This is a genomic window from Mesorhizobium sp. XAP4 (assembly GCF_029269325.1).
GTDB classification, from domain to species: Bacteria; Pseudomonadota; Alphaproteobacteria; order Rhizobiales; family Rhizobiaceae; genus Mesorhizobium; species Mesorhizobium ciceri.
Map to the genome: position 1 here is coordinate 375092 of NZ_JARIXW010000003.1, position 14869 is coordinate 389960.

At 63.7% G+C, this 14869-nt stretch carries 18 protein-coding genes; 8 read left to right on the forward strand and 10 right to left on the reverse strand.

Features of this window, described 5'->3' with window-relative positions; genetic code table 11:
• Positions 1 to 140: 140 nt before the first annotated feature.
• Positions 141 to 842 (reverse strand): ribonuclease HII, encoded by a 702-nt coding sequence (locus P3C39_RS15220; RefSeq protein ID WP_027164182.1) that lies wholly within the window; start codon positions 840 to 842, stop codon positions 141 to 143.
• A 152-nt stretch (positions 843 to 994) separates the two neighbouring features.
• Positions 995 to 2149 (reverse strand): PA0069 family radical SAM protein, encoded by a 1155-nt coding sequence (locus P3C39_RS15225; RefSeq protein ID WP_275953761.1) that lies wholly within the window; start codon positions 2147 to 2149, stop codon positions 995 to 997.
• Positions 2150 to 2298: 149 nt separating this feature from the next.
• Here P3C39_RS15225 and P3C39_RS15230 point away from each other — a divergent pair, with 149 nt between their 5' ends.
• Together P3C39_RS15230 and P3C39_RS15235 are read left to right on the forward strand one after the other, a co-directional pair.
• The gene (locus tag P3C39_RS15230; RefSeq protein ID WP_275953760.1) at positions 2299 to 2823 is read left to right on the forward strand and encodes a glycosyltransferase; all 525 of its coding nucleotides are present in this window, start codon (positions 2299 to 2301) and stop codon (positions 2821 to 2823) included.
• Positions 2824 to 2966: 143 nt separating this feature from the next.
• Entirely contained in the window at positions 2967 to 3941 is a 975-nt protein-coding gene (locus P3C39_RS15235; protein WP_013532837.1) for a hypothetical protein, read from the forward strand.
• 20 nt (positions 3942 to 3961) lie between these two features.
• On the opposite strand, the gene moaB is transcribed toward P3C39_RS15235, so the two are convergent.
• From moaB to P3C39_RS15265, 6 genes are all read right to left on the reverse strand, one after another.
• A complete protein-coding gene (moaB, locus tag P3C39_RS15240; RefSeq protein ID WP_275953759.1) occupies positions 3962 to 4516 on the reverse strand; it encodes a molybdenum cofactor biosynthesis protein B in 555 nt (184 codons plus the stop codon).
• Positions 4503 to 5402, reverse strand: a complete 900-nt coding sequence (locus P3C39_RS15245; RefSeq protein WP_275953758.1) for a 4-(cytidine 5'-diphospho)-2-C-methyl-D-erythritol kinase — start codon at positions 5400 to 5402, stop codon at positions 4503 to 4505. The genes moaB and P3C39_RS15245 overlap by 14 nt, the downstream gene beginning before the upstream one ends.
• Positions 5403 to 5422: 20 nt before the next feature.
• Entirely contained in the window at positions 5423 to 5608 is a 186-nt protein-coding gene (locus tag P3C39_RS15250) for a membrane protein (RefSeq protein WP_013532834.1), read from the reverse strand.
• An 83-nt stretch (positions 5609 to 5691) separates the two neighbouring features.
• A complete protein-coding gene (locus tag P3C39_RS15255; protein WP_063171637.1) occupies positions 5692 to 6555 on the reverse strand; it encodes a S49 family peptidase in 864 nt (287 codons plus the stop codon).
• Between the two features lie 79 nt (positions 6556 to 6634).
• Positions 6635 to 7435: a methyltransferase gene (locus P3C39_RS15260; protein WP_013532832.1), complete on the reverse strand. Its 801-nt coding sequence runs from the start codon at positions 7433 to 7435 to the stop codon at positions 6635 to 6637.
• A complete protein-coding gene (locus P3C39_RS15265) occupies positions 7435 to 7659 on the reverse strand; it encodes a DUF2007 domain-containing protein (RefSeq protein ID WP_275953757.1) in 225 nt (74 codons plus the stop codon). The genes P3C39_RS15260 and P3C39_RS15265 overlap by 1 nt, the downstream gene beginning before the upstream one ends.
• A 201-nt stretch (positions 7660 to 7860) precedes the next feature.
• Between P3C39_RS15265 and P3C39_RS15270 the strand changes: the two genes are divergently transcribed.
• The 5 genes from P3C39_RS15270 (at position 7861) to P3C39_RS15290 (ending at position 12825) form a co-directional block, all read left to right on the forward strand.
• A complete protein-coding gene (locus P3C39_RS15270; RefSeq protein WP_013532830.1) occupies positions 7861 to 8877 on the forward strand; it encodes a polyprenyl synthetase family protein in 1017 nt (338 codons plus the stop codon).
• 105 nt (positions 8878 to 8982) lie between these two features.
• The gene (locus P3C39_RS15275) at positions 8983 to 9651 is read left to right on the forward strand and encodes a GntR family transcriptional regulator (RefSeq protein WP_275953756.1); all 669 of its coding nucleotides are present in this window, start codon (positions 8983 to 8985) and stop codon (positions 9649 to 9651) included.
• 107 nt (positions 9652 to 9758) lie between these two features.
• On the forward strand, positions 9759 to 10352 hold the full coding sequence (locus tag P3C39_RS15280; protein WP_275953755.1) for a biotin transporter BioY: 594 nt from the start codon (positions 9759 to 9761) through the stop codon (positions 10350 to 10352).
• Entirely contained in the window at positions 10349 to 10792 is a 444-nt protein-coding gene (locus P3C39_RS15285; protein ID WP_275953754.1) for a DUF1284 domain-containing protein, read from the forward strand. Before P3C39_RS15280 ends, P3C39_RS15285 begins: the two co-directional genes overlap by 4 nt.
• A 257-nt stretch (positions 10793 to 11049) precedes the next feature.
• A complete protein-coding gene (locus tag P3C39_RS15290) occupies positions 11050 to 12825 on the forward strand; it encodes a tetratricopeptide repeat protein (RefSeq protein ID WP_013532826.1) in 1776 nt (591 codons plus the stop codon).
• A gap of 81 nt (positions 12826 to 12906) precedes the next feature.
• On the opposite strand, the gene P3C39_RS15295 is transcribed toward P3C39_RS15290, so the two are convergent.
• Positions 12907 to 13368 carry a GNAT family N-acetyltransferase gene (locus P3C39_RS15295; RefSeq protein ID WP_275953753.1) on the reverse strand — a complete coding sequence of 154 codons (462 nt, stop codon included), beginning with the start codon at positions 13366 to 13368 and terminating at the stop codon, positions 12907 to 12909.
• A 218-nt stretch (positions 13369 to 13586) separates the two neighbouring features.
• Between P3C39_RS15295 and P3C39_RS15300 the strand changes: the two genes are divergently transcribed.
• Positions 13587 to 14507, forward strand: a complete 921-nt coding sequence (locus P3C39_RS15300; protein WP_174299093.1) for a glycine--tRNA ligase subunit alpha — start codon at positions 13587 to 13589, stop codon at positions 14505 to 14507.
• A gap of 3 nt (positions 14508 to 14510) precedes the next feature.
• Here P3C39_RS15300 and P3C39_RS15305 read toward each other — a convergent pair whose 3' ends face one another.
• Positions 14511 to 14825: a hypothetical protein gene (locus P3C39_RS15305; protein ID WP_145923741.1), complete on the reverse strand. Its 315-nt coding sequence runs from the start codon at positions 14823 to 14825 to the stop codon at positions 14511 to 14513.
• Positions 14826 to 14869: the final 44 nt, after the last annotated feature.

Sequence of the window (14869 nt, forward strand, 5' to 3'; positions counted from 1 at the left end):
ACCTTTGTTGTCCTACGGTCTATCGGGACAAGCCTGAGGGCATAACTGCAATCGATTGAGAGGCCGGCGGGACAGCGCCCCCTCTGTCCTATCGGACATCTCCCCCACAAGGGGGGAGATTGGCTTGTCGTCGTCGTCGCTCAATCCAGCCCGGCGAAGCTCTCTTCTTCCACCACGTCCACCTCGGCCCCACCCAGCCGGAATGGCGCAAACGACACGCGGTGCAGCCGCGCCACCGGGCCATGCGCTTCGATCGCGGTGCGATGACGAACCGTGGCGTAGCCCATATGGACTTCGAACCCGTAGCGGTCGTGATGGTTGCCGCAGCCGCACATCATGCGGTCGCGCATGACCTTGGCAACGATCGAGGCGGCGGCGATCGACTGCGAACGCTGGTCGCCCTTGATCAGCGCGCGCCCTTCACAAGGCAGTCCCGGCGGCACGTCGCGTCCATCGGCAAGCGCAAGCTTCGGCCGGACCGACAGCCCTACCAGCGCGCGCCGCATGGCTTCCAGGCTTGCCTTGAGGATGTTGCTGCCGTCGATGCCCTCGGCGCTGATGGAGGCCATCGAGACCGCCTGTGCGGAGCCGAGAATGCGCAGGAACAGGGCCTCACGCTGCAAATGGCTGAGGCGTTTGGAATCGTCGAGGCCGTCGGGAATGTTGGCGGGATCGAGCACCACCGCTGCGGCGACCACCGGCCCGGCCAGGGGGCCGCGGCCTGCCTCGTCCATCCCGGCGACCGGCCACAGCCCCTCCGCCATCGCCTTCGTCTCGAAGGAGAAGTCGGGCTTCTCGATGATCTCAAAGAGAGGCGGAGAATCAGAACGCGCGCGAGCCATGTTGCGGCGAGGTTCGCATCGGCTCCGATTCTCCGCAAGTCCCTCCGGGTCGGGTGGGGCGCCGGACCGGGAGGGCACCGTCTGCAGGCCGGGGCAGGCCGGACGGGATTCTTGGTGCGCGACGGATCAAACCATCGCGACGAATTGTCTCTTCAAAGCAGCGTCAGTTGCACCTGGTCTTTCCCGGCGGCAACGAACTGATCGGTCCGCAGCGTGCGCCGTTCGGCATTGAGACCAAGCCGCTTGGCTGTGATCTCGAAGCGCCGGCCGATCTGCCAGGCATAGGGACCGGCGCCCTTCATGCGCTTGCCCCATTCCGAATCGTAGTCCTTGCCGTCACGCATGGAGCGGACCAGCGACATCACATGGCGGTAACGGTCGGGATAATGGCGCAGCAGCCAGTCCTTGAAGATCGGGCTGACTTCCAGCGGCAGCCGCAGGATCACATAACCCGCCTCGCGCGCGCCGGCCGCACCTGCCGAATCGAGGATGCGTTCCATCTCCGGATCGGTCAGGCCCGGAATGATCGGCGCCACCATGACCGACGCCGGAATGCCGGCATCCGAAAGCTGCCGGATCGCTTCCAGCCGCTTGATCGGTGTCGACGCGCGCGGCTCCATGGTGCGCGCCAGCATGCGGTCGAGCGTCGTCACCGACAGCGCCACCTTGGCGAGCCCGCGTTCGGCCATGCGCGACAGGATATCGATATCGCGCGTCACCAGGGCGGACTTTGTCACGATGCCGACCGGATGGCCGCGCGCTTCCAGCACTTCGAGGATTTCGCGCATGATCCGGTACTGCTTCTCGATCGGCTGGTAGGGGTCGGTGTTGGTGCCGATGGCGATGGTGCGCGGCTGATAGCTGTCCTTCGAAAGCTCCTTGTCGAGCAAGCGCGCCGCATCAGGTTTGGCGAACAGCTTCGATTCGAAATCCAGACCCGGCGACAGGCCCATGAACGCGTGCGTCGGGCGGGCAAAGCAATAGACGCAGCCATGCTCGCAGCCGCGATAAGGGTTGATGGAACGGTCGAAGGAAATGTCGGGCGATTCGTTGCGGGTGATGATGCTGCGCGGCTTCTCGACCTGCACTTCGGTCTTGAAGGGGGGCAGTTCTTCCAGCGAATTCCAGCCATCGTCGAACACGTGCCGGCTGACTGGCTCGAATCGGCCGGACGGGTTGATGCCGGCCGACCTGCCGCGGTTGCGGTCCGGGCGGACACGCATGCCGCTCTGCTCGACCATCGCATTGGCCATCTCGGCTCTTCCTGCTCCGAAAGCTGCAATGTCGGCGCGCACGATCTGTTCCATTTTCGCCCGCTCCCAGGGACTGTCCGTGTTATGTCGAATCGCTCTGTTCATGAAATTATTCCTATTTCATCGATGAGAACAAAGCAAGAACTTTCTATGGTGCGATGCAAAACTGGCGCTGTGCGGCGCTTTCCGCTATTCGGCTAAGGATGCTCAGTGTTCTCATCGAAACCCGCAATGACGAGGAGGGCCTCGCCCGCACGCTCGCCTCGCTGATTGGCGGCGCGGTCGAAGGCGTGGTGCGTGAAGTCATCGTCTGCGACACAGGCTCCACCGACCAGACGCATCGTGTGGCCGAGCATGCCGGCTGTCAGTACGTGACCGGCGGTGTCGCTGCCGGCATCCGCCAGGCCAAGGGGGACTGGTTGCTGCTCCTGGAACCGGGCGCGCGGTTGGTGGAGGGCTGGATCGATGAGGTTGTCGCGCATACGGCCAGGCAGACCATGGCGGCACGGTTTTCGCGCACGCGGGCCAGCCGCACGCCATTCCTGGCACGGGTCTTTTCGGGAAACGGCGCCCTGGCCGACGGATTGCTGATCAGCAAGCGTCAGGCGGCGGCCGCGGCCAAGAGTGCCGGCAGTGCTGAGGCCATCGCCCGCGGCCTCGCAACGAAGCGGCTCGACGCCGAGATCTGGATGGCGCCCGCCAAGCAGGAACGCCGCTCCTCGACATGATTTTTTGCAGCTGCTCAGGCCATTGTGCATTGCACAAAATCTGACGCGGGGTTAGCTTCCGTTCAAGCGGGAATTGGGTTTGGGACATGCCGAGTGGCGAGCACCGATGCGGCATCGGTGGTGCTCTCATAGCCGAGGACCCAATGAAGCTTTCAACCCCCGACACATCCGGCGCGGCCAGTCTCGAGGCTATTGCGCGCGACGGCAGTCTGTTGCGACGCATCGCGGTGCGCATTCCGACCTATCTCAAGGACCTGCGCGAAAACCCCGCCTGGCTGCCGATGTTCGTGCTGGCGCGCACAATGCCTGGACGCCGCATGCATTGGCTGGGCGCAAAACGCGCCCGCCCGGTCGCCAATGCCGGGGATACGATGTTTGCCGGTGTCGAACGGGGAGCGGTCGTCGATGCGTTGCGCTCCGACGGGCTGTTCTCAGGCCTGGTCCTGCCGCCTGATATCCATGAAGAGATCGCCGACTTCGCCGGGCGCACGCCTTGCTTCGGCAATTTCGACCGCCGTCTCGAATTCATGCCGGGGGAACATGCCGAGGCCGAGAAACGCCTTGGCCGCTCGCTGCTCAGCGGGCATTTTTTCGAGCGCATCCTCGACTGCCCGGCGGCGCTTGCCATCCAGCGCGATCCGCTGCTTCTGGATATTGCCGCGCACTATCTCGGCGGCCAGGCAAAACTGATCACGACGCGCGTCTGGTGGAGTTTTCCAACCGGTGCCGCTTCGGATGCCGACAAGAACCTCGCCTCGCTCGGCAAGTATCATTTCGACCTCGATGATTGGCGCATGCTGAAATTCTTCTTCTACCTCAAGCCGGTCGACGCCGACACCGGTCCGCATGTCTATGTCAGGGGCAGCCACAAGCGCCGCAGCCTCAAGCACCAGCTCACGCTTCTGGTTGGCCACCCCGCGCAACAGGTCCTGGATGTCTATGGCGAGCAGAGCCCGGTGACGCTGACCGGCGAGGCCGGTCTCGGTTTCGTCGAGGACCCTTTTGGCTTCCATATGGGCACCGTGCCGGCACGCACGCCGCGACTGATGATGGAAGTCGGCTTCGGCGTCTCGCCGCCGTCGCGCCGGCGGTTTCATGGCGAGCCGGTCATCCGCTGAGAGCGACGCTTGCCTCGGCTTTACGGAGCTGATTTGCCGCGCCGCAAATGCTCGTCCAGGCGCGGCATCATCTCGACGAAGTTGCACGGCATATGCCGGTAGTCGAGCTGTGCCTTCAGGATGCCGTCCCAGGCATCCTTGCAGGCTCCCGGCGAACCCGGCAGCACGAAGACGAAGGTGGCGTTGACGACGCCGCCGGTCGCCCGGCTCTGGATCGTCGAGGTGCCGATCTTGTCGTAGGAGATCCGGTGGAACACTTCCGAAAAGCCATCCATGCGCTTTTCGAAGATCGGCTCCAGCGCGTCCGGCGTCACGTCACGCCCGGTGAAACCGGTGCCGCCGGTGGTGATGACGACATCGATATTCTTGTCCCGCGACCACGCCAGAACCGTGTCGCGGATTTTTTCCCGATCGTCGGTGACGATATCGCGGGCCGCCAGCATATGGCCGGCCTCGGTGATGCGGTCGGCCAGGGTCTGGCCGGATTTGTCGTCGGCGAGGCTGCGCGTATCTGAAACGGTCAGCACCGCGATGCGCACGGGAATGAAGGAGCGGCTCTCGTCAATTCTGGCCATCAGATCCCTCCGATGCGATGCTGCGCGTCGCCGCGACGAACCAGTCGGGCTGGCGGCCGCGGATTTCGGCGGCGGCGCGCTTGGCGACATTGCCGGTCTCGAACAGGCCGAAGCAGGTGGCGCCGGACCCGGACATCCGTGAAAAACCCGATCCGGCCTTGTTCAGCCAGGAAAGCGCCCTGCCGATAGCCGGCTGCATCGCCAGCGCGGCGGGCTCGAGATCGTTGCGGGTGATCTCCAGCCAGTTGCGCAGGCTATGAAAATCGATGCTGCGCGGCAGCGGCGGCAAGGCCTCGTTGTCGCGCCGGGAAAGCGCCGCAAAGACGTCCGCCGTCGAGACCGGGGTGCCCGGATTGACCAGCACCAGGCCAAGCGCCGAAAAATCCGGCACCATCGACAGTTCATCTCCGATGCCGCGCGCGACCAGGGGCTTTGCCGCCAGGCACATCGGCACATCGGCGCCGAGCGAAATGCCGATCCGCGCCAGCTCTGCGCCGTCGATATCCAGGCCCCATGTCTCCACCAGCCCGCGCAGCACGGTCGCCGCGTCGCTCGAACCGCCGCCGACGCCGGAGGCGACCGGCAGGTTCTTTTCCAGCCGGATAGCGACCGGCGGTGTTCTCTCGTGCCCGACCGCCTGTCGCAGGGCATCGCGCGCCCTAGGCACCAGATTGCAGGCGTCGAGAGGAACGGCCGGGGCGTAGCGGCCGGACACGGTAAATTCATCGCTGTCGGCGGGCGCGATTTCGATCCTGTCGCCAAACCGCGTGAACACCGCCAGGCTTTCGATCAGATGATAGCCGTCAGGTCGCCTGCCGGTGACATGCAGCGCAAGATTGATCTTGGCGTGCGCGTGCCAGCTACGCGACCCGATGTCGGTGTCCACAATGGTCTGCGAAATGGTGCTCAGTCCTTGGCCAGCCGGTACTCGCCGGTCTTCGGATCCTTGACCAAAGTGCCCATCGCGCCGTTGGCCGTCTGCTTTTCGGTACGCCGCACCTTGGCGGTCACGCGTTCGGCTTCCCTGATGAAGGTGCGGTAGCCGAAATAGGCGGCGACGCCAACGACGGCGAAGAAAATGATCTGCGGCATACCAAAACTCCTCCCACGCTGGGCCGGCGAAGGTGGCCGGTCGGGTCGGTTAAGCTCTCATGCTAGACGCTTTTGCCGTGTTTTCAAAGCTCGAAGCGAGACCACAATGCGCGCTCTTCCGCCGCATCGATCAGGCCGCTGGCGGCAGCGCCTGCGATATCGGGCGCTGAAAAGCCCTTGCTTGAGCCAAACAGGCCGAAGCGGCTGAGGAAACCGCGCGGTGTCGTGATCAGCCTGAGCTGGGTTTTCGCCCCGAAACGGGTCTTGAGCACCGTGCGCATGTCGCCGAGCGCATCGACCAGGCCGAGTTCAAGGCCCTTGATGCCGGTCCAGAACAGGCCGGTGAACAGGTCCGGGTCGTCTTTCAGTTTCGCGCCGCGCCGCTCCTTGACGAGGTCGATGAACGTGCCGTGCACCTCGAGCTGCAGCGCCTTCAGCCGCTCGACATCTTCCTTTTTCTCGGGCTTGAACGGGTCGAGCACCGCCTTGTTCTGGCCGGCGGTGTGGACGCGTCGCTCGATGCCGATCTTCTTCATCAGTTCCGGGAAGCCGAACGAAGCCGAGACCACGCCGATCGACCCGACGATGGAGGATGGGTCGGCGAAGATCTCATCACCGGCAACCGCGATCATGTAGCCACCCGACGCCGCCACGTCTTCGACGAAGACCAGTACCTTTCTGTTCTTTTCCGTGGCCAGGTCACGGATGCGCTTGAAGATCAGCCGCGACTGCACCGGCGAGCCGCCGGGCGAATTGATCGAGATGGCGACTGCCGGGGCGTCGTAGGAAAACGCCTTCTCAATGAGGCCAGCGGTGGAGGCCAGCGACAGGCTCGGCCGGAACTGGCCACCGCCTGCCATGATGGTGCCGTGCAGCCGGATGACCGGAATGGTGACGACGGTGGAGCGCCAGGATTTCGGCAGCAGACGGTTGATAAGGCGTTTCACGAGGGCGCGGTCTCCGGTCGATAGGTTGCAGGCATGTAGGGATTTCCCGGCCAACGGCAATGTGGCCAGGCAGATTAGCTCAATCTCCGAACAGCGAGGCGAGGCCGTTGGTAATCATTTCGCTGCGCTCGTCAGGGCCGTTGCCTGATTGCGCGTGCAGCATCAGGGGCGGGCGGATGGCAAGCTTTCCCCGTGCCCCGAGCGCTGCCCGCACAACGATGCGGATTGCCGCGGCGTCTGGGCGAGGGTGGACGGCGAGCATTTCGGCATCGCCGAAGCGCCCTGCGATCGCATCGAGAATGGCGCCGAGCTGTTCGGGGCGGGCGATGACGGCAAGCCCGCCGCGCGGCCTGACCACCGCCGCCGCACTGCGGATCCAGCTCTCGAACACCCCGTCCTCCATGACATGGGCCTCTTTTCTGAGGCGATCGGGGGAGGCGCGGTCCCGGGGAGCGTTGAAGGGCGGGTTCATGATGACGAAGTCGAAATCATTGTCGGCGAGGCCGGCGGCCGCCCGCGCCCGGCCCGATACGGTGACATCGGCGACCAGAACGGAGGCGCGATCGCTCAGATGGGCATTGCCGGGATGGGCAAGGGTGGCTGCCGCGAAGGCCGCCATTTCCGGCGCGCGTTCGACAAGCACCGCCTCGGCGGCCGGGCAGCGCGACAGCACCGCCAGGCCGGCGGCCCCGGCACCGGCACCGAAATCGGCGAGACGACCGGCAAGGGAGGACGGCACGGAGGCCGCCAGCATCATCGCATCCATGCCGGCGCGATGACCGCCTTGCTTGGGCTGCACCAGCCAGAACCGGCCGCGATGGAAAGCGTCGACCGTATGGGCCGGCGTGTCCGGGACAAGGGCGGCGGGCGCGGCGGACATTATCTTCCGCGGATTTCGTTGGCGATGCCGGCATCGCTGAGGATGCGCCGTGCCGCGTCGGCCTGGTCGGCGTCGACCATGACGCGCTTCTGCAAAAGGCCGATCGACCCTTCGAGAATGCTCATATTCTGGTCGGCGACAAAGCAGGCAATGCCGGCGTCGCGCATCAGCGATTCGACAAAGGAAATGATCACGGCATCGTTGGTGCGGACTAGTTCTATCATCGTATGAAACTCGCAGTTTGCGCTATTGATGTAAACGGGCAGGGGATTCCGGGGCAGAGCCGTTCCCTTGGGGGTCGTTGACATTCTGTCGCCGCCGCCGCGCCAATTCGCCACTTGCCGTGCCCATGTCCGCCGCCCTAGAGTCCATACAGGGACTAAGGGTGCCGTCGCACGCTCTATACCAAGACGGGAGTGATTGTCGTGGGTGTCGTTCTCAACATCGAAAACGGGAAGCGGGAGCCCGCCTCCATCAAGGATCTGATCGATCTGACTGCCGCCGACATGGGGCGCGTCAATGAATTGATCCTGTCCAAGGCCGGCTCCGACGTCGAGATGATCCCGGAGGTCGCCAACCATCTGATCTCGTCCGGCGGCAAACGGCTGCGGCCGATGCTGACGCTGGCCGCAGCCCAGATGTTCGGCTATGCCGGCGAGGGCCACGTCAAGCTCGCCACCTCCGTCGAATTCATGCACACCGCGACGCTTCTGCACGACGATGTCGTCGACGAGAGCGGCATGCGCCGCGGCAAGAAGACCGCCCGCATGATCTGGGGTAACCAGGCAAGCGTGCTGGTCGGCGACTTCCTGCTCGGCCAGGCTTTCCGCATGATGGTCGATGTCGGCTCGCTCGAAGCGCTCGATATCCTGTCGAGTGCGGCCTCGATCATCGCCGAGGGCGAGGTCATGCAGCTTGCCGCCGCCAAGAACCTCGAAACCACCGAGGACGAGCATTTCGCCGTCATCAAGGCCAAGACCGCCGCACTTTTTTCGGCTGCTGCCGAGGTCGGCCCGGTCATCGCCCAGGCGACGCGCAACGATCGCGCCGCGCTGCGCTCCTATGGCATGAATCTCGGCCTGGCCTTCCAGCTGATCGACGACGCGCTGGACTATGGCGGCACCAGCAAGGATCTTGGCAAGAACGTTGGCGACGATTTCCGCGAGGGCAAGGTGACGCTTCCGGTCATTCTCGCCTATCGGCGCGGCACCAAGGCCGAGCGCACCTTCTGGAAGCGCGCCATCGAGGACAATGTCGCCGATGACGCCGGCCTGGAAAAGGCGACCGGCCTGATGACCCGCCACGGCGCCATTGCCGACACGATCGGGCGTGCCCGCCATTTCGGCGAGATTGCCCGCGACGCGCTGGCGCCGCTCGAAGCGACGCCGCAGAAATCGGCGCTGATCGACGTCATCGATTTCTGCATCAGCCGGGTCAACTAAAGGCTGGACTTTCGCGACGCTATCTCTGGCCTGGGCTAAGAGGAAGTTTAGGAATTCGGTCCCGCCGTCTCGACAAGCCGCCCTGCCGCAAATTATCTATAAAACATGGCAAAGGGCACAGACGACACCATCGCGGTGCGCATCAGCAAGGTTCTGGCGGACCGCATCATCTCCGGTGCGATCGAGCCGGGGGCCAGGCTTCGGCAGGATCGCATCGCCGAAGAATTCCAAACCAGCCATGTTCCGGTGCGCGAGGCCTTCCGCCGCCTCGAGGCGCAAGGGCTGGCCATCGGCGAGCCGCGCCGCGGCGTGCGTGTCGCGTCTTTCGATCTGGGCGAGGTCAAGGAAGTCGCCGAAATGCGCGCCGCCCTTGAAGTGCTGGCGCTGCGCCACGCCGCGCCGCATCTGACATCGGCCATTCTCGATCTCGCCGAGGAGGCGACCAAGGCCGGCGACAAGTCCCGCGATGTCAGGTCCTGGGAGGAAGCCAACCGCGCCTTCCACCGCTTGATCCTCGCGCCATGCGGCATGCCGCGCCTGCTCGCCACCATCGACGACCTGCACGCGGCAAGCGCCCGTTTCCTGTTCGCGGCATGGCGCTCGGAGTGGGAGACACGCACCGATCAGGACCATCGCGCGATCCTCGCCGCCTTGCGGCAGGGAAACACCGAATCGGCGGCCGTCACACTGGGGCGGCACGTCCAATGGATTGGCCGCAAGCCGGTCAGGACGGCTTCCGGAACGACGCGCGAAGCCTTCGCCATCGTAGGTTAGACGGCCTCCGCCAAAGCCAGGGCTTGCAATCTCCAGGGAAGTGTGGATTCGATAATAGATCGAAAACAGAAATTATCTATAATTTGAAATCGATCGAAGGAATCCCAATGACAGACGTCGCATTCTCGTCCAGCAAGCCGTCGTTCAGCCCGCTCCGGCTCCAGGATCGTTCTCTTGCCTGGCAGATTGGAGCCGTTGTGCTCGGCACCCTGTTCCTGACGCTGTCATCCTACGTCGAAGTGCCGATGGTGCCGGTCCCGGTGACGATGCAGACCTTCGCCGTGACATTGGTCGGCGCGCTCTATGGCTGGCGGCTTGGCGCGCTCACCATTGCCGCCTGGTTGGTCGAGGGCGCTGTCGGCTTTCCCGTTCTGTCCGGAGGGGCAGCGGGTGCGGCGCATTTCGTCGGGCCGACGGCTGGCTATCTCTTCGCCTTCCCGCTTGTCGGCGCAATGGTCGGCTGGCTGGCCGAACGCGGCTGGAACGGCAAAAGGGTGATGCTTGCCTTCGTCGCCATGCTGCTTGGCAACCTTGCCTGCCTTGTGCTGGGCACAGCATGGCTTGCCGTCATGATTGGAGCCGAACAGGCCGTTACCTTCGGCTTCCTGCCGTTCATCGTCGGCGGCTTGCTCAAGTCGGCGCTGGGTGCCGCGACCCTCATGGCGCTTCGCGGCGGTAAGGCCAAGCCGGTCAATCCGTGACGATCAGGCTGCGCGCCCATCACCTCCTTTGCCTGCTCACCTATGTGGGCAAAGGATACAGCCCCGCCTTCACCGCCAATTATGATCTCGTCGCGGTGCGCCTGAGCCGGGGCGAGGACATCCTCCTCGTTTCCGGCCCGGACGATGTCTGCGCCCCGTTGCTTGATGAGCCGGAACCGCACTGCCTCAACGAGAGTGTCGTCGAGCGGGACCGGCTTGCCACGCAGGATGTGGGCGAGTTGCTGGCGCGGCCAATCCGCGTCGGCACCCGTCTTGATCTCGATCCTGCGATGCTGGGCCGGATGCGGCAGGCGTTTTCGGCTGGCCTTGTACGCAAGGCCTGCGGCGGCTGCGAATGGAACGAACTGTGCAGCACGATAGCGGCCGGCGGCTACAGCGACACGCTGGTGCAACGGTCTGCCTCGCCAGGCGAGGGCTGATATTGGCCCGAGCCTTAGCGGTCGAAGCGGAGCCTCAGCGTCGAATCTGTGATATATTCGGCGCCGCGTAGGGCCATGGCCGAAATCCCAAGAGCGGAAAATTGGTGCCTGTCGCCATGATTTGTTAATCGGGTGCCCGGATTGTGAATTCGAGGCGGATTGAAGCGCGACCCCAAAAAGGCCATGCTTTGCCTGGAAAGATCGAGTCTACGCCGATCCCGCTGACGCGGAGATGGCGCCTGGCTGAAAGGGATACGATGCGGCAAGGACGTGCGCGCTGGCTGACAAGGCTGGCAATTGTGACAGGCATGGCGATCTCGGCTTTGCCGGCCTATGCCAAGCAAACCACCGAACCGGTCAAGATCACGTCGTTTTCGGGCGCCTATCTGGCGGCCCGGATCGCCGAAGGCGATAACGACCTCGACAGCGCCATCGCCTACTACAAGCAAGCATTGGCCTTCGACCCGAGCGACACCGGCCTGCAGCAGAGCCTGATGCTGTCGCTGATCGCGCAAGGGCGCTTCGACGAATCCCTGGTCTATGCCGACAAGCTCAAGGAAGTGCCTGACGTCGAGCGTTTCTCGCGGCTGGCGCTCGCCGTCGATTCCTTCCACAAGAAGGATTTCACCAAGGCGCAGTACTGGCTCAAGCTGTCGCTGGAATCCGATCTCGACCGGCTGATCTCCGGGGTGATGTCCGGCTGGGCGCAGCAAGGCGCCGGCGAGCCTGCCGATGCGATGGCGTCCATCGACAAGCTGCAGGGGCCGGATTGGTTCGGCCTGTTCAAGTCGTTCCACCGCGCCCTGATCGCTGATGCATCCGGCATGCCCGAAAAGGCCGAGGCCATCTACGCCGCGACCATGCAGGATACCGCCGCCGGTGGTGCCGCTCCCGAAACCTGGATGCGCAATGCCCAGGCCTACGCCTCGTTCCTGGCCCGCAAGGGCGACAAGACCAAGGCGCTGTCGGTGCTCGACCAGGCCGAGGCGTTTTCGCCTGGCAAGCTGGAAATCGTCGCCTTGCGCGACCGAATTGCAAAAGGCGACAAGATTGCGCCCCTGGTGGCCGGCCCATCCGATGGCGCCTCCGAAATCCTGCTCGACCTCGCCACCGCGCTCAACCGTGGCGGCGGCGAGCCGTTCGTGCGCCTCTATCTGCAATATGCGCTTGCTTTGAAGCCTGATAGCGACGCTGCCCTTGTGCAACTCGCTGCCGTGTCCGAGCAATTGAAGGACGGCGAAGGCGCCATCGCGCTCTATCGCCGGATTCCCGCCGGTTCGCCGCTGAAGGAGCTTTCGGACCTGCAACTCGGCCTCAACCTTGCCGATCTCGACCGTCACGAAGAAGCGATCACTCATCTGAAGGCTTTCGTCGACGCCCATCCCAATGACATGCGCGCCTATCTGGCGCTCGGTGGCGTCTATTCCTCGAAGGAGGATTTCCGTTCGGCCGCCACACTCTACGACAAGGCTGTCGAGGCGCTGAAGACGCCGACCGCAGCCAACTGGAACATCTTCTACCAGCGCGGCATCGCCTATGAGCGCCTGAAGGAATGGCCCAAGGCCGAGCCGAACTTCCGCAAGGCGCTGGAACTGTTCCCCGACCAGCCGCAGGTGCTGAATTATCTCGGCTATTCCTGGGTCGACATGAACATGAATCTCAAGGAAGGGCTGGCGATGATCCAGAAGGCCGTCGACCTCAGGCCGAGCGACGGCTACATCGTCGATTCGCTGGGTTGGGCTTATTTCCGCCTCGGCAGGTTCGATGACGCGGTGCGCGAAATGGAACGCGCCGTGTCGCTGAAGCCGGAAGATCCGGTTCTCAACGACCACCTCGGCGATGCCTACTGGCGCGTCGGCCGCAAGCTGGAAGCCACCTTCCAGTGGAACCAGGCTCGCGACCTGAAGCCGGATCCCGATGTGCTGGCCAACTTGCAGCAGAAGCTGATGAAGGGCCTGCCGCCGATCGAATCCAACACGGCGCAGGAGACCCCGAAGGTCAAGCCGGAGCCGGTGCCCGCCCCGAAGGGATGAAGTCAGCCATTTGAATTCAACGCAAACGGGGCTCTTTTCAGGGTCCCGTTTTCGTTTGAACCGCGTATTCGGCTGGCTGCCTCAGAAGAGCTTGCGATAGACGACAAAGCCGGAGTGTTCGGCGACCTTGTCGTAAAGCTTCATCGCCGTGTGATTGGTCTCATGCGTCAGCCAGTATACCCGGCCTGAGCCGGCCGCCCGGGCACGCTCGTAGACGCCCTCGATCAGTGCCCGTCCGATGCCTTTGCCACGCGATGCCTGCGTGGTGAAAAGGTCCTGCAGATAGCAATTGGGCGCGATCGCCGTTGTGCTGCGATGGAAGAGATAATGCACGAGGCCGAAAAGCCGTCCCTCGCTTTCGGCCACCAGCGCGTGGACCGGCTCATAGGCATCGAAGAAACGCGACCATGTCATCTGGGTAATCTTACCCGGCAGGGCCGTTTCGCCCGAGCGGCCATAAAATGCATTGTAGCCGTCCCACAGCGGCAGCCATTGCTCGAAATCCTGTCGCGCAACGGGGCGGATGACGATCGGGCTGGGCATGGCTGGAACCTGTTGTCGTTGCTGCACAGGCGAACAGAGCGCAGGCCCGAGAGATGGGCAATGGGCCAGCCCCTGCAAAGCTCTCAACATTGTCCATAATGTCGGCGCGACCGCATCGGCGTGCTTTGCTTGACGCTTCGCCGCCGTGTCTCTAGGACGTGCCGGCAAGCTAGCCTGTGCTGTCGAGGCCACCCGTGACAATTGAAATCCCCGCCCATATGCATCCCAGCCGCTCGTTCCAGGGGCTGATCCTGACCTTGCACAACTATTGGGCGGCCTATGGCTGCGTCATCCTGCAACCCTACGACATGGAAGTCGGTGCCGGCACATTTCATCCGGCAACGACGCTGCGCGCGCTCGGCCCGAAACGCTGGAACGCTGCCTATGTCCAGCCATCGCGCCGCCCCAAGGATGGGCGTTATGGCGAGAACCCGAACCGGCTGCAGCATTATTACCAGTACCAGGTGATCCTGAAGCCGAACCCGCCCAACTTGCAGGAGCTCTATCTCGGCTCGCTGGCGGCGATCGGCGTCGATCCGCTGCTGCACGACATCCGCTTCGTCGAGGATGATTGGGAAAGCCCGACGCTGGGCGCCTGGGGTCTCGGCTGGGAATGCTGGTGCGACGGCATGGAAGTCTCGCAGTTCACCTATTTCCAGCAGGTCTGCGGTATCGAATGCGCGCCGGTGGCCGGCGAACTCACCTACGGGCTGGAGCGGCTGGCCATGTATGTGCAGGGCGTCGACAATGTCTACGACCTCAACTTCAACGGCCGGGAAGGCGCCGACAAAGTCACCTATGGCGATGTCTTCCTGCAGGCCGAGCAGGAATATTCGCGCCACAATTTCGAACACGCCAACACGGCGATGCTTCTGCGCCACTTCGAGGACGCCGAGACCGAATGCAAGGCGCTGCTCGATGCCGGCGCGCCGGCATCGAACGACAATCTGCCGATGCACCGCATGGTTTTCCCGGCCTATGATCAGTGCATCAAGGCCAGCCATGTCTTCAACCTGCTTGACGCGCGCGGCGTGATTTCGGTCACGGAACGACAGAGCTACATCCTGCGGGTGCGCAATCTGGCGAAGGCCTGCGGTGAGGCGTTTTTGAAGACGCAGGCGGGTGGCCTGGCGGCCTGAGTCTCAGGCCCGCTTCGTCATCTCGAAGGAAACTTTGATCGGCAATATGTTCTGGCTGCTGGCACCGTCGATTGTGCGCAATGCCTGTCGAACGCCCGGCATCGAGAAGGCACCGTGAGCCTGCGCGGTGAAGCAGGCGCCGAGTGCGAGGATCTGCAGAAGTCTGGATGCCGTTTTCATGGTCGTTGAGCCAAATGTTCCCTGCCTGAGCGTGGGTCGCTTCAGCGCTGCGTTCGGTTCATGGAAATCTTTGATCCAAGGACGGGTGGCGCGGTCTCGTCCCGACAGGATGGCCAAAATTTCTGGAAACGGGCGCAAATCGGCGATCCCCGTGCGGAAAGGGTGACAGCGGCCAGCCGAGT